Origin of the sequence: Acinetobacter sp. YH01024, from assembly GCF_013420195.1 — a bacterium.
Lineage (GTDB): Bacteria > Pseudomonadota > Gammaproteobacteria > Pseudomonadales > Moraxellaceae > Acinetobacter > Acinetobacter amyesii.
Genome location: NZ_VOYQ01000013.1, coordinates 22834 through 47367, shown reverse-complemented (window position 1 = coordinate 47367; position 24534 = coordinate 22834). Strand labels below are relative to the sequence as shown.

Below are 24534 nucleotides of genomic sequence, written 5' to 3'. Positions count from 1 at the left end.
TATTCAGTTAGAACTGAAATTCATTCATCTAAGAGCTTTCTTTAATAAAAAATGCCGAGTCATACTCAGCATTTTTGATTCAGCATATATTGCTTACAGATGAGCATGAAATTTTAGGCAAATTTGGCTGCACCTTTCTGATCTTGCGCTATAGCATGGTTTTTCCAAGATGTAAACTGCTCTGTTGACTGTACAGCAAATTGCTGCAACTGTGACATTACATTGGCCTCAATCTGTTCGATCCGTTGCAGTTGTTCAAGCTCGTTGGCCTTTTTCAGCTCGGAAAATTGCAACTGGATAAACTTGATGACCTGATCCATCGAACATTGATTAACACTCACGGCATACATCAAACCATAGACAATCCCTTGCTGTAGATGTGTTGTATCCAGTCCACATTTTAAGTTGGTTGCCAACGAGCCCAACACTCGTTCATTAAATGCAAGTTTGCGTAAAGGATCTCGTGCCACGCGCGCGCAGGGGTCTTTGTACGCATGTTCACAGGAGTTTATAAAACTCTCTGCCAGTCGTGTTAAATCAAAAGCACGATTAGGTAAGCATCGTGCTAAACCAGCCTGCACCTCGTCAATGAGTTCATGCATAAATTGATCAACGCGATTATCTGCAAGTGCCACACCTATGGTTTGATGATTTAACAGTGCAGATTGCCAAGCCAACATGGCATGCACGCCATTCCATAAGCGATTTTTAATTAACTGGATATCTTCAATATGATCGACCAAAATTATTTGACGCATTTTTTCTAACAAAGGACTATTATTTTCCACATAGATCGGCATGTCAGATTCAGCATTAAATAAAATTAAATCCATGCTTTGCAATATATGACTTGGGTGAAAATTACGTCGCATATCCTCAACATATAAAGTAGCCTGACGTTCCTGATCTGGATTTAATTTCGTCGCATCTTCTAAGTCTAATTGAGCATCCACTTCAACTTCATCTAATTGAAATTGTTTGAAGATATTATATTTTATACGGAGCTGACGATATAAATTTTGGTCACTCAACTTAGATACCATGCGGTTGACCACGGTATCGCAAAAATAGTGTTGTTGCATGATTTTCTCTGCAACAACCGCTCCAGCAAGCTCAGTTAAAGCCTGTTTTAAATGTGACATTAATAATTGTTTTGCTCCGACTTTGTTCAAAATGATCAGCATCGTTAGAGGTTCGATGGCTTTCTCATCATGTGCAATATGTCGTGCATAGAGGCCTTGCGCAATGGTTTTGGCTTCTTCCGCAATCGCTTTTTCAGGCAAACAGATGGCAACTAAACTCGACTCCGTGTACATTTCTTGCATCTGCTGAATATTTTCAGCATCAATGACTGCCATGTTTTCAACGCGTTCGTCATAAGACAATTGACCATAGCGAATACTATAGGTACCAAATGCATTGACCGCAGAACGATATAAAGGGTTACGAGTCGATGCATAGATTTTTTTCGGGCGAGTATAACCATCCCAATGCGACAAAATTTGAGCTAAATAGCCACCACCAATCGCCCCAAAACCATGAATACCGACAGTGAGCTGATTAAGTGTTTGTGGAAAAGCCTCTTGCACATGCGGCATCTCTAAATGCGCAGTGAACGGGTCAAGTTCCGTCAAGCAGTCATACATACATTCATAATAATATTTGGCTTTGGACAGCATGTTTTCATTGGGCGATTTAATATCTTTAAACAGTACAGTAATACCGCCAGCGTCAAAGGCTGAAGTCACACCATTTTCCGAATCTTCAAACATCAAACAATCAGCAGGACTTAAATTCAGCTTTGCGGCAGCACGTATAAATATTTCCGGATGCGGTTTACCATTTTCAACTTCATCACCACAGACTAAGACATCAAAGAACTTATACACATTGGCATTGATGAGATATTCTTCTGCGATTGCTCGGCGACTCGATGTTGCTACAGCCATCCGTAGTCCTGACTTGCGTAAGCGTTCTAATACTTGAACCAAGCCTTTTTTGATCGGTACACCAAACTGACGAACATGCTCCAGCTCTAATTCATCTGCACGTTTGCGAATATCTGCGTATGGAATGTTTTCATCATATTCGGCTTGGGCCAATCGATGCGCGCTTTGTGCACTTAGCCCCAAACAATTCATCAGATACGATTCGGAAAACTCAACACCGGTCAATTCAAGAGATGCCTGTTTCAATGTTTGAAACCGTAAACGTTCAGTATCAAACATTGTTCCATCCATATCAAAAATGGCGCCCAGAACCAAATCATTATTAAATTTAAGCATTTAACCTCCGTTATTTTTTATGTAAAAAGAATAACGGAGAAAACTATTGATTCAGTACTTTGAGAATTAATGAAACAATTGTGGTTATTTTTTAATCAAAAATCTTGCTTTTAAAATCTATTTTGTAAAATCAATCGCTGATCAAGTAACATCATGTAATCAAAACCATCTATTGGCAGGATAGTCCTATCTTCACACCGACCTATTGAAGTATTTATACAACTCGATGCATATTTCACTCAGTCACTCGCTTCACGGTTTGAGTTTTGGTTTGAAATAAAAAGAATACGATCAGACCGAGCATCACTAAAAATAAAAAATAATACGGAAATTCTTTGTGCCACTGATATAAACCCGTACTAATCAGTGGCCCGACAACAAAGCTCAAAGCCTGAGTGGCTGTACACCAACTTGCCACCTTAGTCTGTAACGCACTGGGCGCCGTTTGCGCTGCACCCGTTGTAAATGCAGGGATTAAACATGCAACCGATATACCATATAAAAGATATGTAGCTTGAAATATCTGTAATTCAGTGGTGAAAACCGAAATCAGCAAGGCTGCTGCCATGCTAAACAGCCCAACCCACAGTAAGCGATATACGGACCAATTTAAATACTTAGAAATCAGCGTTTGCATCACCACCAAAGCAATACCCACGACGAGAGAACACTCTGCAAAATGCACTGCACCCTCTGCAGCAGTCATATTAAAGCGGTCTTGAATATAAAACCCTGCCGTTAAATTCACTGTCACGATGGCAAGATAGAGACTGAATCCCAACATTAACCATGGATAGCATTGCTGAATGCTCAAATCCGTAGATGGTGACTCATGCTTTTCTGTCACTGGCTTTTCAACGCTATGCTGTTCGGTATGTCGGTCAAAGCTGAACACCAAGACCGCAGAAATCAACGCTAAAATAATGATTGCTGCCCAAAGCGGCGTCATGATTCCACCAAAGCCCAACAGTAAGGTTGTTAGAAATGGACCAATGATCACGCCTGCACTGTTTAATGCACCGAATTTTGACATTGCTTGTGAACGCTGCTGCTCATTGTTAAAACGAGTCATCACATAAGTTTGCAAGGCAATCTGTGGCATCGCCATAAATACCCCAGTGGCTGCACGTGAAAGCATTAGTAAACTAAACAGCAACAACATCCCTATCTGAACAGAAAGGCCATACATCAACACTGCAGTAAATAGCCCCCATGTCACAGCCATGCCCACAAAACCGATACTCAACAGTTGATAAATCGAAAACTTGGATTGATTTTTTGAAATGTAAATCGCACCGATAGCCATCAGCAGCGCACCGACGGAAACCATTGCTCCGCCTTGTAGTTCAGAAAGCTTTAACTCTCGAACCAATGGCGCCAACAGCGGCAATATCATCGAGAAACTTGCACCATTGGCAAGACTGGCAGCAATAAACAGTTTGTTATTTCGATCCATTATTTTTGTTATCCATTTTTAATGGCTACGTTATAAACAATAGAGGTGACTTAAGCCACCTCTATTTTGTAAGTCACGATACCGTGCTTTAAACCTGATTCAGGCTTTAAATCAGTATTTCACCGTATAACTTAAACCGTAGGTGCGACCTTGAGCCGCTAGGCTAGAAATTGGGCCATAGACAGTTTCAACCGACTGACTGTATACCGACTTATAATCCGTATTCCACACGTTGTAGACACCAAAGCCCACATTACCCGGTCCTACTTTTGCATTGGCAATCACGTCCATCGTTGCAAAGCCTTTAATTGACGCTGCTGGAGCAGATCCATATTTCACAGCGTCTTTTTGGGCTTTGTCTGTACCGCCAATCGCTAAAGCTTGAACACGTAGGCTCATGTCATTATCAAATTGCCACTCTGAAAATGCTGTACCTTTTAAAGGTGCTACACGAATGGCATCCAATTCTTGCCAGTCACCTTGGGTATTTTTAAATTGGCCCGTGGTATATGCAACTGTGCCGCCAACAGTCCAATTTGGTTGAACTTCATAACTGGCATTGGCTTCGACACCATAGATACGTTCATCGGTATCAATAACATCAATGGTGTAATTCGGCGCACCAAATTTCAGGCTTTTATCTGAGTCATTATAAAAAGCCGTGACTCCTGCATTTAAACCACCGGCATTTTGTACACGCCAACCGAGTTCATAGTTATTGACTTTAATCGGGTCAATGGTTTGGCTATTAATCACAGAATTTGCCGGCACATCGCGCAGCATACGTTGCACATCGGGCAAGTTTGAACCTTGTGAGAAATTGGCAAACACTTGCTGTACATCTGTTAAGTGATACACCGCGCCAACATTAAACAGCGTTGCATCATGTTTTACTTTGCCGCCGTTCAGTGTTTTCGCCACATAACCTGGGGTTAAATCTGCGGTAATGGCTTCCATATAAGGCACAGATGAATCGACATCGCTTTCTACACGTTCATGGCGAATGCCTGCTTGTAAGCCTAGTCGGTCAGTTAATTCATATTGCGCTTGGGCAAATACCCCAAGTTTTTCTGTTTCAACATCAGGGCCAAAAGCATAGTAGTTAAACGGCTGATAACTCAAACCATTACTTTGAATAAACGTTGCGCTGTCATACATTTGGATATTTTGTTGATCTTTTTCATTTTCATAGTCCACACCATAGGTTAGACCCAGTTCACGACCATTTAAGTTAAGATCTTTTTGTAGAGCAACACGCGCGCCTAAAACATCGATATCGGTTTCTGACTGATACACCAAGAAGAGTTCAGGTGCCATTTGACGTGCAGATGGGAACCACCGTGCTTTTTCATTTCGATAATAGGTTTCAGCATTTAGACGGTGGCCTAAAATATCTTGATTTTCATATTGTGCGTTGACGCTATAACGTTCAGTTTGTGGTTGTTCGGCAAGTTGTAAGCCTTTTACCGCATTTAAAGACAACGGCAGCTTGCCACCCACGGGCTGTGAGCGCAGCGCATTTAAATTTGGACCATAGTCAGGGCCATAGTCACTATCTTGCTCATCATTATAATATTGCGCACCGAAACTCAGCGTTTGACCATCGGCAATTTTCCAACTGAAACGACCATTTAGATCTAAAGTGTCGGTATCTTGGCGGTCTGTTTGCGCAATTTCAGGCCCAATACGATTGCCATGACTATCTTGTATTTCACCACGTTTGGTATAGCTTGCACCTAAAGTTCCGCGTAAATTGCCTTGATTAAAATTCATGGTTTGTGCAGCTTCATAAGCCAGCGCATCAGACTTAAAGTTATTACCAGAAGTGACACCGACTTTTGTTTCAAAACTCAGCGGTTCCGATCCACCACGTTTGGTGATGATATTGATAATACCGCCTGTCGCACCTGAACCATAAATACTACTTGCGCCAGAGACCACTTCAATTCGTTCAATCATCGACGGGCTAATACTTGCCAGTTGTCGAGATCCATCACGATATCCCGTTTGCGGCACACCATCGATCATGTATTGCACCACACGTCCACGCATGGTCATCCCATAGTTAGACGTTGTACCACTTGAAGGAGTCAGTGATGGCACCAATAAACCGACAATATCAGCTGTGCTTTTACCAGCATTGGCTTGTTTTTCAATTTCTTCTTTGGGAATGCTGTATACCGTACCCGCAATATCGGCAATGCTTTTCGCAGAACGGGTCGCCGTCATGACAATCGGTGCCATTTTAGTAGCTTCTGCAGTTTGCGTTTCGACCGCAGCATTTTGTGCTGTGTCTGATGTGACGTCTTGCGCATAAAGCTGAGTACAAATTGCAAGGCTGAGACAAGTCATTTGCATCGGTAGAGCTAAACGTTTCATATTCTTTTCCATTTCTTAGAGTTCCGATTGAGTCGGAAGTGTTTGAGTTTTTAAATTTTGTGTTTTTAAAACAATGCATTGACTAATTAAGACACTGATCGCGGAGCCGATTGCCAGTACCAAGTAAAAATGTCCATAGCCTAATGATTTTGCGAGAAAGCCTGAAAATGCGCCGCCAATAAAGTAAACGAGCAATTCAAAGCAAACTAATATGGTGAAATCGGTACCTGCCTGTTCTTTAGAACTGGTCTGCATGAAATAGGCATAGAGTGATGTCATGGCGATATAACGAATGGCTAGCATCAACACGACAAATAGACCTAAAAGCAGATGCCATTGATTCAACCACTCCAATACAACGGCTGCCCCAATGACGGCATATAGCAATGTACGTAACCATCCTGCCCAGACCAACAATTGCGTCGCTTTGATTTTTTTCAGCAATACAGCTGCACTAACAGCTGCAATCAGACCGACACCGGCACCGACCACAGACATCAACACCCCGATCTGAGACAGTGACCATTTTTGATCGATCAACATGGGATTCAGCATTGCCATAGCGGGTGCTTCCACCACGCGATAACAAACGATGAGCAGCAAGGCCCAACGAATCGCAGGTCGTTTAAACGCTTGTCGTAGGCTTGGTTTGGCTTTGGCAATTTGAGTTTGTGGTTCTTCTTGAATAAAAAACACAGCAAACATGGTTAAAAATGTCAGCAGCGCTAAAGTTGTGAGCGCTGACTGCCAACCCCAATATTGGTAAATCCATAAAGTTGCAGCGCCACCAAGCATGCTACCGACGGCCACCCCAATACTCTGTGCCATACTGCCCAGACGGTAATTGCCTTCGGTAAATTTCTCTACGGTATAACCATCAATCGCAATATCTTGGGTTGCCGCAAACGTTGAAATCCATAAACCAACAATGACAAATAAAGTCAGCCCATAAGAAAACTGCGTAAAGGCTAAAACCAGTACCCCCAGTACCAATGCGATTTGCGTAAATAACAGCCATGTTTTGCGTTTACCGAGTTTTTTGACATAGAGCTGATCGATCCAAGGCGCCCAAAAAAACTTGAATGCCCATGGAATGTAAAGCAGCGATAACATGCCGATCCAGCGTAAATCTACCCCTTGATGTCGTAAAATAGCAGGCAAAGCCACATTGTAAAAATACAAAGGCAATGCATGTGCTAAGTACAAAATGATCACGACGCTCAAACTCAGGACTGAAATTTGAGATGGTGAAATTGCATGATTTAATTTTCTTGAGTGTTGTTGCATATCCACCTCTGCACTGCCCATTGCAGCGCATCAGACTGTTCTAATGAAACGTAATAAGGCACACGCCACGCTGCATGCAGCGCGGGTGTATTTAAACGTTTGAAGTCATCTGGATCTTGCGCAATACGCACCAGACCCAAACAATATTGAAAAAAGAGATGTTTAAACTTCTTGTACCAAACGGCCTGTATTTGCCGATATTCTTCAGGAAAAGTCGTTCCCTCAGCCGTTTGCATAACCAAAACAAAGGGCTGACTTTTCAGAAAAAAGCGCTCAACTTGAGTCAACCATTGTTCAAACTCTTCCACTGAAACATGCGCTGAAAAGCGCATGTCCAGTATGTGCATGTGGGTGCAGCGATAACTCATGACACCGCCTTAGCTAGTTGCTGATGCTGAAATGCCTTGGAGTCGTTTAAGTAATGACCAAATTTTGAATAAAATGTTTCTCTAAAGCAGTAATACAACATGGCGGTCTTTTCAGGCATTGGGATTAGGCGCTGTGCTTCATAGCACATGTCTTCAACCACGATGGCATAAGGCTTCACACTATGATCAGGCTCTCCCACAATCTTGGCTGATGCGGCATTTTCAAAGATATAAAAACTCAATAAACGCATGACAGGACGTAAATAGCCTTTACCAAAAACGGACTTTTCACCAAATAACAAATGCCAACCTAGATCCAGCTCATCACCGTCGTAGTACAAACCTAAACGATCCCGTTTTCCCTCGTAAATCTCTGTGTAGCCCACATCTTCACCATTGACTCCTACAATCAAAATTCGGTGATGATCATCCGCCAGCATTTTTTCGTAATACACTTTTAGTTCAGTTTCTGACTTATTGAGCTGCCATTGTGGAATCACATGCGGTTCATGCATCCATTTATGAACCAAAGCCATATCTTCTGGATATTGCATTTGTCGTAAGTAGTATTGCGTCTCATTCTCATAGTATTCATAAAAATCAGGTAGTTGTCGTGATAACGTTGTCATGATGTCGTCCTTTAAATTTGTTTAATCTTTTCTGTTCTTAGCTCAAAAATCTGTTTATGACGCAATACGATTAGTTGTCGTTTTCTGTTCGGCGGTATGCTGTTGTTTCGCCCACTGATTTAAAGTGCTTGGACTCACAGGGTTTGCAATAGGATCTAAAAATACAGGTACTGGTCGTTCTGCTTCGTCGTTATAACTGGTGGTAAACAGTCGAACACGGTTCAGACAAATTTTCTCGAAACGTGGACGGAACATACTGAATTTTTCAATACGATCTGCCAATTCAGGATGTGCCTGATGAAATTCGTCAATCACGCTGGAAATGGTTTGCCAAAACTCAAGTTCTGTATGCTGTGGATAATCTTCAAGGAAGACATTACAGATATAGCGGTAATGCACCATGAACAAACCTGTAAAGATAAAGTGGCTAAGTTCTTCAGCAGGATGACGCAGTAAAATTTGCCCTTCAGGTGGTAAATTTTCGAGTTCTGGAAAATCTTCATCAACTAAATTGACATCATCAATAAAGTCCTTCAGCACCATTTTTTTTGGTAGACCATTTTCATGGATTAACATGGTGTTTTCACCGTGTGGAGAAAAAGCCAAACCATATTTGTATAAGCAAATCAGTAGCGGTGTTACACAAACTTCGGCAAATCGTTTCAACCATTGCAAAGGCGTCAAACCTGAAGCCTGAATCAACACATATAAAATAGACCGACCATTTATGTCTCGATGCAACAATGCTGCTTGGGAAAGTGCTAATTGATGCTCACCGATACAAGGCTCGACACTTTCACGCCATAAGCAACCAAACAATTCTTTAAATTGGTAAGGTGCACCATCTATCTGATCAAAACATGGCTGTTGTAATGTGAGACTTGCAACTTCGCCTAAAAATGCTACCTGTGTTTTTTGCAGGTCTACATCTTGATGTTGAATGTCCTTCAGCCACGCGGTCACTGCCGGTGCAGCCAAATTTCGTTTTGAAGGCAGACCTCGATATACCGCGGTATTAAAGATACTGACGGGTAACTTCACATAATGCCGTTCAGGATGACTGGTATTGCATAAGGTACGAATTGATTGCATTGGCACATAGTCATCTTGTCCAATGTCCAATTCAACAATGCGCTGATCAACGATTTCATTGGCATAGGTCGGGATTAACCACTGATGCCATTGCCATGCATGTACAGGAATAAAGTAATACTCAGTAGCATTTAAGGCGTTGTCCGCCAATTGCTGTTGAAAATCGTGTAATTGCGCAGAATTCAATTCATGGCGATATAAGCTTTTCGCATCCCAAGCCTCGGTCGAACGAAACTCAGCTAAATCACGATGAACAGCTAACCATAAGACTTTGACCGTTGGAGAAATCTCTGGTGCGGAGCTTAAATAATCATCATAGCCAAAGCCCATACGGCCTTTACTCATAATAAGCCATGGGTGTCCACGTAACATGCCTTCAATTTGATAGTGTGGCGCTGACAAGACAGCATGACTCAGCAATCGCTGTTCATCAAAAACATGGGCTTCTGCTAACCATGTATTGTTCATTTCTTTAATCAAATATGCCTTGGTAAATGGTTTCACCTCAGCTTGATTTGAAAAAGCACGAATAAATTCATGCAGATTCCATGCGGGCTCTGTTGTCGATTCACTTAACTCTCGAACGCTCCCTTCAACAATACGCCAATGCCCAAGCAGAAACTGAGTCGCTTCAAATTGATACGTTTTATCATCCAGTTTGAGTTGCCAAGTGTTATTTTCCACTGGCTGAATCTGAATAATTTCTTCATATAAAAACTCAGCAATCGCCATTTCAATCAGTCTTTGTCCTGCACGGCGCCACTGCGTTTGATTTATCTTTAATTTTGCAAATGTCATTATAATTTCTCGAGTTTAACCGTATTCTGTTCTTGCTTATTCGGCATGGTCGTATTGCGGTTCATTGCATAGTTGGCAATGGTTTTTTTAACGGAAAATGGTCTTTGGATATTGGTTTGCGCTGATTTCTTCACAATGCCCATACTGTGCATTTCAGCATTTTCACTGGGTGAAAAATGTTGGAAACTTTGCGCTTGATCACCCAAATCGTATAAGTTAAAACCCAATAATTGATTGGCAATGACCGCTGCACGGTGGGCTCCAAGCCCTAAGTCTGGTGTTCCTACACCGTGACTGTGCATTTCCTGATTTTGAACAAAAATTTCACCAACAGCGTCATGCTGTACTCGGTAGTCCTGACTGATTTTCCAACGACCGAATTCATCACACTGAATCAGCGGTTTTAGATATTTGAGATATTGCCACTCTGGACTGTGATATCCCGTTGAAGCCACAACAAAGTCTGCATCTAGATAGAATTGTTCTGCTGTGACTTTGTGCTGAAACTGCAAACGGATGCCCGCGCCATGCGGCTCGGCAGCGACCAAACCCACCTGAGCATGTAAATGCGTCTGTTTAATATTTTGACCAATGCTCCGGTGATATAGTTTTTGGTAAATATCACGAATGGTTTTTGCACTGATGCCCTTATATAACAGGCCTTGTTGCTTCAATAGTTCGGCTTTATTTTCTGGGCTCAGTTGATAAAAATGCGCGGTATAATCCGGACTAAAATGCTCCAATCCAAGTGGTGCATATTCCATCGGGAAAAACCCATTAGAACGGGTCAGCCAATGCAACTTAAACTGCGCTGTTGTGGTCTGATCCTGAATATATTGACGATCAAACAGACCCATAAAGACTTCTGCCGAAGACTGGCCTGATCCCAGTACAACCACATTACCTTTCAAGTGATTTAACGCTGCATTGCAATAATTTGCAGAATGTAAGCAGCGCTCCGGATATTGCTGTTGTATGTCTTTTAGACACTGTGGTAAATGCGGAACATTACCCGAACCAATGACCAAATTTCGGCATTGATAACGTCTAAAACGTCCATCTTGCTCAACCATGACTTCAAAGCCTTGCTCTTGGGCATAAATGGCTTTTACGGTTGATTGATATTGAATATGCTCTAGTTGGTCTGCAACCCACTGACAATAATGATTATATTCACGTCTAGGAATCTGAGCTTGTTCTAAAAAATAGAATTTGTATAAACGTTGCTGCGTCTTTAAATAGTTTAAAAAACTAAAAGGACTGGTTGGATCGACCATGGAAACCAGATCGGCCATAAACGGCACTTGCAATACTGTATTGGGCAATTGCATACCCGCATGCCAGTCGAACTGTGGTTTCTTTTCAAAAAATTGATACTGCAAATGATTTTGCTTATGTAGCAAACTCGCCAAACTAAGATTAAATGGCCCTAAGCCTATCCCAATAAAATCAAGCATATTGCACATCCTTCTGTTCCACACATAAAGGATTTGGCAACTGTACATAAACCGATTGCTGATCGACTGGGGCAATCAATTCATCCAGCTCATACAAGCGCGTCAACAGATTGCCCTTATACGGCAAGGTTGGCTGATAAAGTAATGAATGAATCAATGAACTTTCTGGATAAGCCTGATGTAAGTCCAACAGTTCATTTTGCAATATCGATATCAGCACTTGCTCTTTGACATATCCAGTTGCACCAATTGCGTTGATAATGCCGAATAAAGTATTACCAAAGAAATAATAGCTAAAGCGCTCATCGACAAAGGCTTTGGAACCCACGGCATGCGCTTTTTCTTGCAACTCTGGAAACGCGCTTAAGACATCACCTGCAAGTTCTTCAATATAGTAAAAGCCTTGATTGTCACGCAGCCATAGATATTTAGGCATTGCATGTTCAAGCTCAAGTAAGAGATTTTGCTGATGTGATTCAAAAGCCATTCCGTATCGGTGATACAAATACATCAGTGGTTTTAGACTGATAGCTAAGAATTGTTTAAACCAATTGATCGCAATGGTACATTGATCAAGTTCAGGTTGTTGTTTTGCGACCTGTTCAAATAAGGCATTAAAACGGCTTTTCGGCTGTGCAGGATGCTCTTGGCACAATGACGCAATACAACTCACCTGCTGCTTTTCACTGAAAGGCTGATCACGGAAGATGCAAATAGTTTCTTCGACGATTTCATCATCTATGCTCAATGCCATCCACGCAGGATCATTCACCGCTTTGAGCGTTGGGCATTGTTGTAAAATACGTTCACCGAGACTTGAATGCCAAAGTCGATGGGTCATTTCACCACGGTGGCATTCTTTGGCAAGGTTGACTCGGATTGAATTGGTGATCATTACAGAAAGTGATGGTTTCAACATCCACGGTGCTGCAAAACTTGCCATGGTGCGTACCGAAGTCGTTGGGGAAAATGCCCAACCTTTCTCGCCAAAATCGATAATTTTTAATTTGGTTTTTAAACTTTTAAACCATGCTTTTGACTGTAAATAACGTGCTTGCCAAGGATGCAAAGGCAATAACTTATAATGCGAATAAGCATTCAGTAGTGCTTGATCTGTTTCTGATAAATGCCATTGCAATTCGCTTTTCAATTGCGCTGATACAGCTTGATCTAAAGCTGAACCTTCTTGAATATATTCTGGAGCCACCAACCAATAATGCAGTTGGCTGAGACCTTTGGCTTCTGGCGAATACCTTTCCCAATCTTCATGCACAAAACCGACCCGACTTTTCGGTGCAGGATGCATGCTGTGCCCTAAAATTAAAGCTTGTTCCGATTCAATGAAACTTTGTTCCGCTTGGACCAAAGCCTCAAAATCATGTTCACGTAGTGTCAAAAATTGAATAAGCGCTTCACGACTTTCGATCCAACGTTCTAATAATGATGAAGCATCCAGTGTATGACCTGACTCTTGTACGAGCTGTTCAAGTAATAAACTCGCGATCGCGGTGATACTAAATGACTGTTTCTGTCCCTTGTTAAAGACGTGTGGGAGATCTGCAAGACGATGTCTACCAACAAGGCTGACATAAGATAGTGGTACAAATAACTGTGATTGTATGCAATCTAAAGGGATGCATAACAACGTCAAGCCTTGGCTAAACGTCAATTGTGATGAATTCTGTTGATACTTTTCCAGTAAAATACCTTTACCGGTTTCTTGTGAGTATGCATTGACAAGATGCTGCATCGCCAAGCGATTAGCAAGCTCTTTCATCTGACCATATCCTCTATTTTTAAGCTTTTCCAAGCTTTGTCATGTAATTATGTTTCTTTAACTGTGCAAGTAATGCTTAGTACGCTGGCCAGCGTGAAACTATGTTAATGATAATTATTAATAATTGCATTTTTGTGAAGATTTGCTACAGGATTGCAAATTTGGTCTTATCTCTATGTATTTAAAAATTAATTTTTTTGATATGAACTTTTCTGTTTTTATTTATACAATTTTCTGAAATGGAACTAAATGATAATTTTCTCATTTAGCATTGAACAAATAAATCATATTGCTTATTTTTTAGCCGAATTATCACATTGTGCAACTTAAACTAAAAACCCATGTCTTTTACATGGGTTTTTATATTCTGCTTTTAACCAAGCTTTTATTTAAATCAAGGAACGAAATGTGCAGTTAAATTTTAATCATTGAAGACTTTACTAACATCATACTGGCCATACATCCTTATTGCCAATTAGCATGTATTTCATAACAAACACCTACTGATTTCTGATCTATATCTTCTATTCAGACTGGTTATACAGCATGAATTATGTACTCCAACGATTTGGTTGAAATCAATCAATTGATTTAACAACCCAATCCAAAAACTTGTGCTTATCAAAAAAGTCAGGTGCAGCATTTGCAAATATACTTTTTTCTTTGTTGTTAAAGATTCCTTTGTAATAAAAAGACCTATCTGCGGTAAATTTTGAGTCATCCCCTTCATGCAATTCTCTAAAGAAGATCGATAACTGCATAAATCGACTTTTAGATGCTAAACTGTGTTTTTCTAATACAAAATTATAGATTTGCTCAATAATCGCTTTAGTATTTGAATAAGGCATTTTGTTGTCTCTTTATTAGATCGCTCTTTCAAATTACAGCTTTTAAATTAAAATACAACTGTTTTAGTCTGATTTTAAATACCTATTTTTTTTATAAGTATTTTTATAATTAAACACCTTTAAGTGCTATTAGTGAATCAACCTCTAAACATGAAGTTTTACTAAATTCTACTTCTGCGACTACATACATTTTCGTTATTTAAAGCTAAAAACGAAACAACAAAAGTGTATTCTTAGCTAGAACTTCCAAATTAAAAATAATCAGTTGAAGTGAAATGAGCCGTATTAGTATGTACAAAATACGAATTAACCAAGATTAAAATGTTAAAAGTTTTAGCTGAACAAGGAATTCACCTAGATGCATAACAAAATTTTAAAGTTTATAAGTTTTCTCATTTTTAGCAGTATTTTAACAACAGGATGTAAATCTTCACCGTCTCCTCAGCAAGAATTAGATGTACAGGCAAATTTTTTCCCGTCTATGTTGAGAATTGATGGAAATCTCTTTGCCCTTGCTAATCAAACACCTCCTAATGATTTAACTATAGAATTATTTAAATCAACACTACTCAAAGCAACTTTGTTAAGAAAATACGAAGCTGAGGCAAAAAACAATTTTAGTTTAGAAAAAAATAGAAATCCAATTGAGCTGAATTCAATGTGTTTGATGACTAAATTTCTTCTAAATAAATCATATATTCAAAAAGCTAATCTCAATCCTGAATTTTATGAAGATATTTACGGCTGGATTACAACAAAGAATAGTTCTTGGGAAAACTTACTTAAAGAGACTAAACCCGGAGAGTTCGAATATTCATGTGTGATTTCTCCTTCAAATATCCCTAATTAAGATGTGACATCGAACCAAAAAGCCGCTTAATGCGGCTTTTGTAATTTTATAGATTTTGAAGTGGAAGGTATTCCCTCTAAATTCACTTAAATTTAAGTAGTCAAAAACCGCACTTAAACATCTATCACATCAGCAAAATTTGCACCCAAAACTTTTGCTAAATCTTCGGGTTTTAAACCAATATCCAAACCACGCTTACCACCACTCACATAGATTTTAGCTAAGTTCTGTGCAGAAGCATCGATCACAGTTTTTAAGCGTTTTTTCTGTCCAACTGGACTAATACCACCAACCAAATAACCGGTTAAACGCTCTGCATCTTTTGGGTCAGCCATTTTGAGTTTTTTACAGCCAAATGCTGTGGCTACTTTTTTCAAATTTAGCTGATATTCAACTGGCAATACGGCAACAAAGTAATTTTTATCGTCCGTAACCATCAAGGTTTTAAAGACTTCTTCGACGGTTAAACCAAGTTTTTCCGCAGCTTCCAAACCAAAACTTTTTGCTTCTGGGTCATGGTCATATTCATGAATTGTAAAGTCGATTTTATTAGATTTTAAGAGTTTACATGCAGGTGTCATTGCTTTTTCGTCATTCCATTCGGACAACTAGGAAAACTCGATTATAAGCCTATTCTAGAAAGACCGGCGAACACTTTTATATTTTTCATGAACATGACTTGTGCAATAAGTTTGAGTTGAATACATTTAAATAAAGCAAAAATTTCAAAAAAATATGACAACGCTGACTCAAGACCTCATCCAATTATTATCTGTAGTGCCCAAAGATCAGGGCTACTTTTTGGCACAGAGCAAACCTCTGTTTGGTGACCATATTTTTGGTGGGCAATTACTTGCTCAGAGCATAGTCAGTGCATCCTTTACCTGCACACTCCCACTCCACTCTTTACATGCCAACTTTATTTCTGCGGGCCTTGCAAATCATCCCGTATTATTTAAAGTCGAAAATTTACGTGATAGCCATAGTTTTTCCACTCGACAAGTGACCGCCATACAGTATGGCAAACCAATATATATGGTGATGTTGTCCTATATGAATAACGAAATGGGTATGGAGTATCAAATACCTGAACCAGATCTGATCCCACAGTTTCCACCAAGTATGCTCAAAGAAGAGCAATTCCATAAAGCGCAAATCCAATCATCTATTTCACCTGAATATCTGGCCACATTTTTACAGCCTTTTCAGCTTATATCTAAACCAATTGAATACGTGCTGACAGATTTTCCACCGTCCAATCAAGCTTCTGTCTTAAATCAAAATCAATATGCAGAATATTTAAAACTCCATGATGCCTTGGATGCACAATTTGACCAACTTCATATACATCAGGCCATTGCAGCATACTATTCAGACTATAATTTATATTCTGCGGCGCTCAAAACACATGGTTTAAATTATCTGTCTCCTGAACTCATCGCAACTAGTCTTGATCATTCGATGTATTTTCATCATACCTTTAGGGTAGATAATTGGGTATTCTATGACATGAATACTACCCGAACCTCTCAATCACGTGGGCTTAGTCATGGACAAATGTGGCAAGATGGAAAATTAGTCGCAAGTACTACACAAGAAAACTTAATGCGTTATACAGGCGAATCTTGAGGCCTGTGACAATCTTTAACATTCAAATTCTTGTTAAGTTAAGCATCAATCGTATAAAATTCATGCAAATCATACCGCTATAACAATAATATGCCTTCGATCTACCAGCTTAAGCCTGCATTTCAAAACCTGCTTCGACCTTTGGTTAAATCACTTCATCATCTTGGTATTACAGCAAATCAAGTAACACTACTGGCAATGTTCATTTCGCTAGCTGTGGCATTTTTTATTTATATCTATTTTTCTCACAACGGTATTGGCATTTTACTGTTGATTTTCCCTGTATGGATGCTTATTCGAATGGGCTTCAATGCCATAGATGGCATGCTGGCACGTGAGTTCAACCAACAATCCAAACTCGGTGCTTTTTATAATGAATTATGTGATGTGATTTCCGACTCAGCACTCTATTTTAGTTTAATTTGTTTTGCTTTTATTCAAGCTGAATTACTTATTTTAACCTGTTTTCTCGCCATACTTGCCGAATATACCGGTGTGATGGCGCCATTAGTGGGGCAAGAACGTCGTTACGATGGTCCAATGGGAAAAAGTGACCGCGCTTTTGTATTTAGCATCATCTGCGTCATCATCGTGACCTCTTCTATATTGAATGTTGGCTTAAATACATTGTCTCTTATCTGCAATAGTATTTTGATTATTACCATCTTTTTATTATTTATTACGATTTATAACCGCATTAAAAATAGCATTATCAACCCACAATAAATTTCAGTTTAGATCGTCAGTCGATTCATTATTTTGAGAACAACACAATGTATAACAATACTCAGCATACCTTTACGAGCCATGATAGAACATCCTTGTTTTATCAACATTGGGAAAATAGCAGTTTAAAAAGCAACCGTAAGAAAAAAGCGGTGATCTTATTTCATCGTGGCCATGAACATTCGGGACGAATGGCGCATTTGGTCAATGAATTGAATTTGCCTGATTTTGATTTTTTCGCTTGGGATGCGCGAGGTCACGGTAATACTCCTGGTGAACGAGGAGATGCACCGAGCTTTTCTGCATGCGTTCAAGACATTCAATATTTTGTTCAGCATATAGAACAAAATTACCAAATTCGATCAGAAAATATAGCAATTGTAGCTCAAAGCGTTGGCGCTGTTTTAGCCGCGACATGGGTGCATGATTATGCCCCTAAAATTCGTGCTTTATGCCTTGCCTCGCCTGCATTTGACATCAAACTCTATGTGCCTTTTGCAAAACCCGGCTTAACACTCCTCAACAAATTCGCCGGCAACTTTTTTATCAATAGTTATGTCAAAGCCAAAATGTTGACGCACGATACTGCACGTGCGCAAAGTTATGAAACAGACCCGCAGATCGCTCGGGCCATATCAGTCCGGATGCTGCTGGGTCTATATGCAGCGTCAGATCGAATCGTTAAAGATGCACAAAATATTTTTGTTCCTACACAGGTTTTATGTTCAGGATCTGACTTCGTGGTGCATCAAAAACCGCAATTGGCGTTTTATCAAAAACTTCCTCATCCAATGAAGGAATTTCACGTCTTAGACGGTTTTTATCATGATACTTTGGGTGAAAAACATCGCAAAATCGCCACAGATAAAATCCATCGCTTTATTCAACAATGTTTTAAACAACCCTATTCCGCACCTAAACTTTTAGATGCCGATAAAATTGGCCCGAGCTGTGCTGTTGCAGAAACCTTAAGTTCAACGCTTCCAAAACACTCTTTAAAACATGCATTTTGGAGCTTAACCAAACAAAATCTTAAAATTGGTAGTCTCTTTTCTAAAGGTTTAAAAATTGGTGAAGATACAGGATACGACTCTGGCAGCACCTTAGATTTTGTCTACAGAGATCAATCAGAAAGCCAAAATGCTCTCGGTAAAATCATCGATCGACAATATTTAAATGCGATTGGTTGGCGTGGTATTCGCGTTAGAAAACAAAATATTGAAGCGCTATTAACGAAATATGCTTCTAAGTTAAATGATGCCCAACACGCAGTACGGATTATGGATATTGCAGCAGGTCATGGCCGTTATATTTTAGATGCTGTACAAAAACTGCCTGAGCAGCCTGAATCCATCCTGCTTAGAGACTATAGCTCGATCAATGTACAAGCGGGTCAAGCAATGATTGAGCAAAGAGGTTTAAGCCAGATTGCCAATTTTGTAGAAGCGGACGCCTTTGATGCCACTTCTTTAGCCAGTGTTGAACCTAAACCGACTTTAGCTGTGGTATCAGGTTTATACGAATTATTTAGTGATAATGATTTACTTAGACAGTCCTTATCAGGCTTAAGTCAAGCCATTGAGAAAGATGGTTATCTCATCTACACAGGTCAAATTTGGCATCCGCAACAAGAATTTATCGCCCGTGCCCTGACCTCACATCGCAAAGGAGATGCATGGGTGATGCGTTTACGCTCACAAGCAGAAATGGATACATTAGTTGAGCAAGCTGGTTTCAAAAAAATCGATCAAGTTATTGATGAGTTTGGTATTTTCACCGTTTCCGTTGCACAAAAAATTTAAGCTTGGACGGTCAATCTTATGCATAAACTGGATCCGGAAACAGGAACTTGGAAATACGGCCTACTGTGTTTGGCATTTCTGGCACCTTTTTTCTTCTTAAGTTATGGTTTTGCCAATCAATACGCTGCGGGCTTAGCTTCCGTACCTGTTATCGTCTTTGAATGGGAAAAATATATTCCACTTTGGCCATGGAGTATTGTGCCTTATTGGTCGATTGATCTGTTCTATGGTTTGTCTTTATTACTTTGTTGGAATAAGTTTGAATTAAAACAACATGTCCTGCGACTATTTTCGGCACAAATCCTTTCAATCAGCTGCTTTTTAATTTTCCCGCTACGTTTTAGCTTTGAACGCCCCGAACTCACAGGTTTTTTCGGCCTATGGTTTGATGTCTTGATGGGCTTTGATAAACCCTTCAATCAAGCACCTTCCCTGCACATTGTACTACTGGTGATACTTTGGGATTTCTACCGTCGGCATAGCACAGGCAAGCTGAAATATCTGGTAGATGGTTGGTCCTTTTTGATTGGTCTCTCAGTTCTAACCACTTGGCAGCACCATTTTATAGATATCCCAACGGGTTTATTGGTCGGTGCCTTATGTTTATGGCTATTCCCGATATCCTGTCCTACGCCATGGACTCAAAACAGCCAGAGTCGGCTAAGCTTAAAGCACATTAAAATCGGCATCCTTTATCTATTTGCTGCCTTATTTTGTGGCGCAATCGCACATGCAAAAGGTTGGTGGCTTTGGCTGCTCTATCCTGCAAGCAGTCTGCTTTTAGTTGCGTTTGCATATTTATTCAATCGACCCCATTTTTTTCAAAAACTCAGTCATGGTGATATGACAATTGCTGCAAAAATGCTATTCACGCCCTACTTTGTATTTGCTTGGATCAATAGCCGAATCTGGACCTATCGCCATCCTGAAGATTCTAAAATCATCAAAATCAATCAGAGTTATATTTATTTAGGTCGCTATCCGTCCAAACACGTCATGCAGCAATATGATGCTTTACTCGATTGTTGCGCAGAATTACCCACTTATCCAAAATGCTCCTATGCTCAAAACTTGAGTTTAGACCTGATTCCTTTACAGGCCAATCAGCTACATAATGCTGTAGAGTCTTTAGAACTATTCTTGAAATCTAATAACAATGATGAAGCACAAAACATCTTGGTCTTCTGTGCTTTGGGATATTCACGAAGTAGTGCTGTAGTTGCCGCATTATTATTGAAACAACATCCTGAATATTCAGTCGAAGATGTTTTACGGATTATTCGCCATAACCGTCCTTGGGTTGTGCTTAAAACACCGCAAATAAAACATTTAAATACTTATCGTTTAAAACTTAAAGGACTTGCACCATGAATTTACAACTTGTGGTGCTATCAAAGTTGTTACAATCCACCACTGGATTGCTCATTTCAGCTTATGTAGCAGCGATCCTCACACTCTGGCTCATTATCCAGTTTGGTAATGTGATGCTATTCGATTTGCTATATTTATTAATTTGTCTAGTTTTGCTCGGAATACAACATTATTTAAGCCTGAAAATCAAATTTGATTCGGCACTTTTAGCCACTGTCGCTGAATACAGCCAAACTCAAAACCTTGAACAAACCACCAAGGAGCTGGACTTAAGTTTAATCAACTTAAAATTAATGCCTGCAAATAAATGTGGTCGCGCATGGGAGCTGCGTGAATTAGGTTGTCTGGCTTTATTTAAATGGCAGATCTTTGTGCTTTGCTTGCAATACATCGCATTCCTCTGCATATTTTTACTGTATAAATAATTCACAATAATTTGAAGCTATGCCAACTCCATTAGACACTTCAAGGAATGCTCACTCACCAATGAAAGGTAATTTTTTAAGCCGTTCAATTGCTCGCTATATTGCCTTTCTCACTCGTCGTGGTGCGCGGCTGCTCACGGGCGCGCGGAGTCTATGGGTCGGGTGTAAACCTGTAATGAAGCAGCGTATTTATTATGCAAATCATAATAGCCATATCGACTTTATTTTGCTTTGGTCATCACTACCGACAGATCTCAGACGGAAGACGCGTCCTGTAGCGGCTTCGGATTATTGGTTAAAAGATGGCTTTCGGCGTTTTCTCATTCAAGACACGTTTACTGGTGTCACTATTCAGCGAAATCGAGAGCAAAATCAAGATCCCTTAGAACCGATCAAAATCGTATTAGCGCAAGGTGACTCGATTATTTTCTTTCCTGAAGGTACTCGAAATTTAAATGATGACGTTGAATTATTAGAGTTTAAAAGCGGCTTATTTCATCTCAAAAATCAATTTCCAGATGTTGAAATCGTACCGGTATGGATCTCAAATTTAAAACGTGTCATGCCTAAAGGCGCGCTTATACCATTGCCATTATTATCTACCGTTATTTTTGGCAAACCTTTAGAAGCACATAATGCACACAGTAAAACTGAGTTTTTAAACTACGCTCAAGAAGAACTACTCAAATTAAAAGCATTGGAGTATCAATAATGGAATTCACCAATGCGCAAATGACCTATGTATTATTTGGTATCTTTGCAGTTATTTTGATTATTGCCTCAACCATTGGCTCAATACTAAAATTTAAAGCGGGTTATGCACCTGCACCGGTCATCGACAATTTAAATGCGCGGATCAATGCATGGTGGGTCATGTTGTTGGTACTTGGTGTAGCAATTTCATTAGGTAAAATCGCCTTTGTTATCCTGTTTGCATTGATTTCACTCTTTGCTTTACGTGAATTTATTAGTTTACTCCCGACCCGTCGCGGTGATTATCTTCCTTTGCTGATCGCTTTTTATTTTGTCATCCCTTACCAGTATTACTTGGTGTATATCGACTGGTACGGGCTATATTCTATTTTTATTCCGCTGTATGTGTTTCTTCTTATCCCTATCGCTACACTCAAAGCTGAAGATACCACGCGATTTTTGGAGCGTAGCTCAAAAATTCAATGGGGACTGATGATCAGCGTATTCTGTATTTCGCATGTGCCTGCGCTATTAAACCTCAAACTTCCCGGATTTGAAGGTGAAAAAATTTGGCTAGCGATCTGGCTGATCATGGTGGTACAAGCCTCCGATGTCTTGCAATATGTCTGTGGCAAGCTATTTGGAAAACACAAAGTCGCACCGATACTTTCACCATCTAAGACCGTAGAAGGATTAATCGGAGGCATTGCTTTAGCCACTGCATTAGGCGTTGCTATGTCATGGCTTACACCCTTCAGCTATCTACAGGCTGCATGTATTGGTTTTATTGTTTGTATATTTGGTTTCTTTGGTGGACTTGTCATGTCAGCCATTAAACGCGATCGTGGTGTAAAAGATTGGGGACAGCTCATCCAAGGCCATGGTGGCATGCTCGACCGAATTGATTCCATCTGCTTTTCAGCACCGATTTTTTTCCACATTTTGCGCTATTGGTGGTCTTAAGAAATGACTAAGTTTTAAACAGAAAATTTGGGATCTTAAATGGTGTTACGCACGTAGAATTAATTTCACATTTTAAAAATGATTTTTAAGTCTATGCGACAGTGTCTTACATCTAAGGATTGAATAAAGGTATTAGCCTTCGGCTGGAGATACTCTTACGAAACGTTGTTTCTCATTCGGCAAAGTGAGAAGCGAAGCTTCGAAAGGAAACCATCTTGCGGTGCAATGCACCTCACCGACAAAACTCGTTCACTAGCGTCAAATTATTCAAAGAATCGCAGAAACATTTTTGATTACAATAAGTCTTGTCTCAAACAATTGCGGATGACGTTACCGTGTATCGTTCTTTTATTTGAATCAACGTGCGCTTCTGATGTTACTGCGTAGCATCGGTTAATAATACGCACAATAAAAAATCCCAACTAAACAAGCTTGGGATTCTTCTTATCAGGTATTCGATTTAAACGTCTGAAATTGCAAACTTTTTAAAAATACTTGCACGACGTTTAGGATGAATATTGGCTTTAGTTAAATCGCCTTGGTAGTGATCATAGACACGTTTATCCATCATCTTAAACCAAATAGAGGGTACTAAAGCAGGAATTAGCATAGTGGCATAGCCGCTAGGCAACTCTGGCGCTTCATCAAAATGTCTTAATGCCTGAAAAGGGCGAGTCGGATATGCATGATGGTCTGAATGTCGCTGTAATTGATACAAAAATAGATTGGTCACAATATTATTGTTATTCCAACTATGTTCAGGCATGGTTCGCGCATAACTTCCATCCGCTTTTTGCTCACGTTTCAGGCCATAATGTTCAATATAATTAATAATTTCAAAAAGGCTGATTCCATACAAGGCCTGTGTAACTAAATACGGTGTCACGCCTTTACCAAACATTTTCAGCATCGCGGCATGAAAACCAGCACTCATCGCCCAACCATGAAACAGCTCATTGTCCTTCGAAAAGAAACTTAAACCTTTACGTTTTAAGCGTTGTTTCTCAATCTGCACCGCCGATTTAATTCCACCAAATACAGTGCGTGGCCAAAACTCATAAAAGGTTTCGCCCATTTTTGAGGATGCAGGATCTTCAGGTGTTGCCGCACGTTTATGGTGTCCATAAGGATGTTCAATGCGGAAATGGCTATAACCCAAAGGTGCGAGCGTCGCATGTGCCCAGTAATGGTCTTTTTTATGAGGTCGATGGCAGAGTTCATGTGCTGTATTTACACCGACGCCATTGATGGCACCCATCGAAATCCCAAGTAGAACTTGATCTAATAATGAAACATCTTTACGGGTAACCACATAGCCAGCAAAAGCATTCGCTGCCATTTGCAGTGGAATAAATAATTTGACGATCCGATCATAATAGGGATCATTCACTAAAACTTTGATGTCATCATCTGTCGGGTTATTGGCATCATCACCGATCAGTGCATCTAGTGCAGGAATAATGACATGCAGTAGAAGCGGCCCGCCCATGGCAAATAGTTTTTTTGTCGGTTTGGGACCAAAATGATAACCCGCCAAAATCCCCATACCAATGACTGGTAAACCTGGACTCAATAGCCAACCATAACGTTTTTTATCTAAAACACTACCGATTTTGCTTTCTAACTGAGCGAGCTGCTGTTCATTTAATTTTACTGGTGCATTCATGCGCTAGACTTCCCTAATTACTTCTTCTGTGTT

Annotated in this window: 20 protein-coding genes; 8 read left to right on the top strand and 12 right to left on the bottom strand. The window is 40.0% G+C overall.

The window, feature by feature from the left end; all coding sequences use genetic code 11:
* Window positions 1-113 precede the first annotated feature (113 nt).
* The 10 genes from mtlD to FTT88_RS07595 form a co-directional block, all read right to left on the bottom strand.
* Window positions 114-2285 (bottom strand): bifunctional mannitol-1-phosphate dehydrogenase/phosphatase, encoded by a 2172-nt coding sequence (gene mtlD, locus FTT88_RS07640; protein WP_180173842.1) that lies wholly within the window; start codon window positions 2283-2285, stop codon window positions 114-116.
* Between the two features lie 235 nt (window positions 2286-2520).
* Window positions 2521-3741 (bottom strand): MFS transporter, encoded by a 1221-nt coding sequence (locus tag FTT88_RS07635; protein ID WP_180173841.1) that lies wholly within the window; start codon window positions 3739-3741, stop codon window positions 2521-2523.
* 111 nt (window positions 3742-3852) lie between these two features.
* A complete protein-coding gene (locus FTT88_RS07630; protein WP_180173840.1) occupies window positions 3853-6120 on the bottom strand; it encodes a TonB-dependent receptor in 2268 nt (755 codons plus the stop codon).
* A 15-nt stretch (window positions 6121-6135) separates the two neighbouring features.
* Window positions 6136-7407 carry an MFS transporter gene (locus FTT88_RS07625; protein WP_257233024.1) on the bottom strand — a complete coding sequence of 424 codons (1272 nt, stop codon included), beginning with the start codon at window positions 7405-7407 and terminating at the stop codon, window positions 6136-6138.
* Complete coding sequence (locus tag FTT88_RS07620; RefSeq protein ID WP_078190999.1) at window positions 7383-7775, bottom strand: hypothetical protein; 393 nt, start codon at window positions 7773-7775, stop codon at window positions 7383-7385. Before FTT88_RS07620 ends, FTT88_RS07625 begins: the two co-directional genes overlap by 25 nt.
* Window positions 7772-8404 carry a GNAT family N-acetyltransferase gene (locus FTT88_RS07615; protein ID WP_180173838.1) on the bottom strand — a complete coding sequence of 211 codons (633 nt, stop codon included), beginning with the start codon at window positions 8402-8404 and terminating at the stop codon, window positions 7772-7774. The genes FTT88_RS07620 and FTT88_RS07615 overlap by 4 nt, the downstream gene beginning before the upstream one ends.
* Before the next feature lie 54 nt (window positions 8405-8458).
* Window positions 8459-10294: an IucA/IucC family siderophore biosynthesis protein gene (locus FTT88_RS07610; RefSeq protein WP_180173837.1), complete on the bottom strand. Its 1836-nt coding sequence runs from the start codon at window positions 10292-10294 to the stop codon at window positions 8459-8461.
* Window positions 10294-11751, bottom strand: coding sequence for a lysine N(6)-hydroxylase/L-ornithine N(5)-oxygenase family protein (locus FTT88_RS07605; RefSeq protein WP_180173836.1), 1458 nt, complete (start codon window positions 11749-11751; stop codon window positions 10294-10296). The genes FTT88_RS07610 and FTT88_RS07605 overlap by 1 nt, the downstream gene beginning before the upstream one ends.
* The gene (locus FTT88_RS07600) at window positions 11744-13528 is read right to left on the bottom strand and encodes an IucA/IucC family siderophore biosynthesis protein (protein WP_180173835.1); all 1785 of its coding nucleotides are present in this window, start codon (window positions 13526-13528) and stop codon (window positions 11744-11746) included. Before FTT88_RS07600 ends, FTT88_RS07605 begins: the two co-directional genes overlap by 8 nt.
* Before the next feature lie 578 nt (window positions 13529-14106).
* Window positions 14107-14376, bottom strand: a complete 270-nt coding sequence (locus tag FTT88_RS07595; protein WP_111884321.1) for a hypothetical protein — start codon at window positions 14374-14376, stop codon at window positions 14107-14109.
* Between the two features lie 358 nt (window positions 14377-14734).
* Between FTT88_RS07595 and FTT88_RS07590 the strand changes: the two genes are divergently transcribed.
* Complete coding sequence (locus tag FTT88_RS07590; protein WP_180173834.1) at window positions 14735-15226, top strand: hypothetical protein; 492 nt, start codon at window positions 14735-14737, stop codon at window positions 15224-15226.
* Window positions 15227-15339: 113 nt separating this feature from the next.
* Here FTT88_RS07590 and ybaK read toward each other — a convergent pair whose 3' ends face one another.
* Window positions 15340-15807, bottom strand: a complete 468-nt coding sequence (ybaK, locus tag FTT88_RS07585) for a Cys-tRNA(Pro) deacylase (protein ID WP_180022788.1) — start codon at window positions 15805-15807, stop codon at window positions 15340-15342.
* A 154-nt stretch (window positions 15808-15961) separates the two neighbouring features.
* On the opposite strand from ybaK, the gene FTT88_RS07580 reads away from it, so the two are divergent.
* The 7 genes from FTT88_RS07580 to FTT88_RS07550 all read left to right on the top strand — a co-directional run bounded on the left by FTT88_RS07580 (window position 15962) and on the right by FTT88_RS07550 (window position 22835).
* On the top strand, window positions 15962-16855 hold the full coding sequence (locus FTT88_RS07580; RefSeq protein WP_180173833.1) for an acyl-CoA thioesterase II: 894 nt from the start codon (window positions 15962-15964) through the stop codon (window positions 16853-16855).
* Window positions 16856-16945: 90 nt separating this feature from the next.
* On the top strand, window positions 16946-17581 hold the full coding sequence (locus FTT88_RS07575) for a CDP-alcohol phosphatidyltransferase family protein (RefSeq protein WP_168378667.1): 636 nt from the start codon (window positions 16946-16948) through the stop codon (window positions 17579-17581).
* Window positions 17582-17628: 47 nt separating this feature from the next.
* The gene (locus FTT88_RS07570) at window positions 17629-19383 is read left to right on the top strand and encodes a bifunctional alpha/beta hydrolase/class I SAM-dependent methyltransferase (RefSeq protein WP_180173832.1); all 1755 of its coding nucleotides are present in this window, start codon (window positions 17629-17631) and stop codon (window positions 19381-19383) included.
* 18 nt (window positions 19384-19401) lie between these two features.
* Window positions 19402-20754, top strand: a complete 1353-nt coding sequence (locus FTT88_RS07565; protein WP_180173831.1) for a phosphatase PAP2/dual specificity phosphatase family protein — start codon at window positions 19402-19404, stop codon at window positions 20752-20754.
* Entirely contained in the window at window positions 20751-21179 is a 429-nt protein-coding gene (locus FTT88_RS07560; RefSeq protein ID WP_180173830.1) for a hypothetical protein, read from the top strand. Before FTT88_RS07565 ends, FTT88_RS07560 begins: the two co-directional genes overlap by 4 nt.
* Before the next feature lie 61 nt (window positions 21180-21240).
* Window positions 21241-21891, top strand: coding sequence for a 1-acyl-sn-glycerol-3-phosphate acyltransferase (locus tag FTT88_RS07555; protein WP_180003782.1), 651 nt, complete (start codon window positions 21241-21243; stop codon window positions 21889-21891).
* Entirely contained in the window at window positions 21891-22835 is a 945-nt protein-coding gene (locus tag FTT88_RS07550) for a phosphatidate cytidylyltransferase (RefSeq protein ID WP_078191012.1), read from the top strand. Before FTT88_RS07555 ends, FTT88_RS07550 begins: the two co-directional genes overlap by 1 nt.
* Window positions 22836-23295: 460 nt before the next feature.
* Here the strand turns inward: FTT88_RS07550 and FTT88_RS07545 are convergent, their stop codons facing one another.
* A complete protein-coding gene (locus FTT88_RS07545; RefSeq protein WP_180041475.1) occupies window positions 23296-24501 on the bottom strand; it encodes an alkane 1-monooxygenase in 1206 nt (401 codons plus the stop codon).
* Window positions 24502-24534 lie beyond the last annotated feature (33 nt).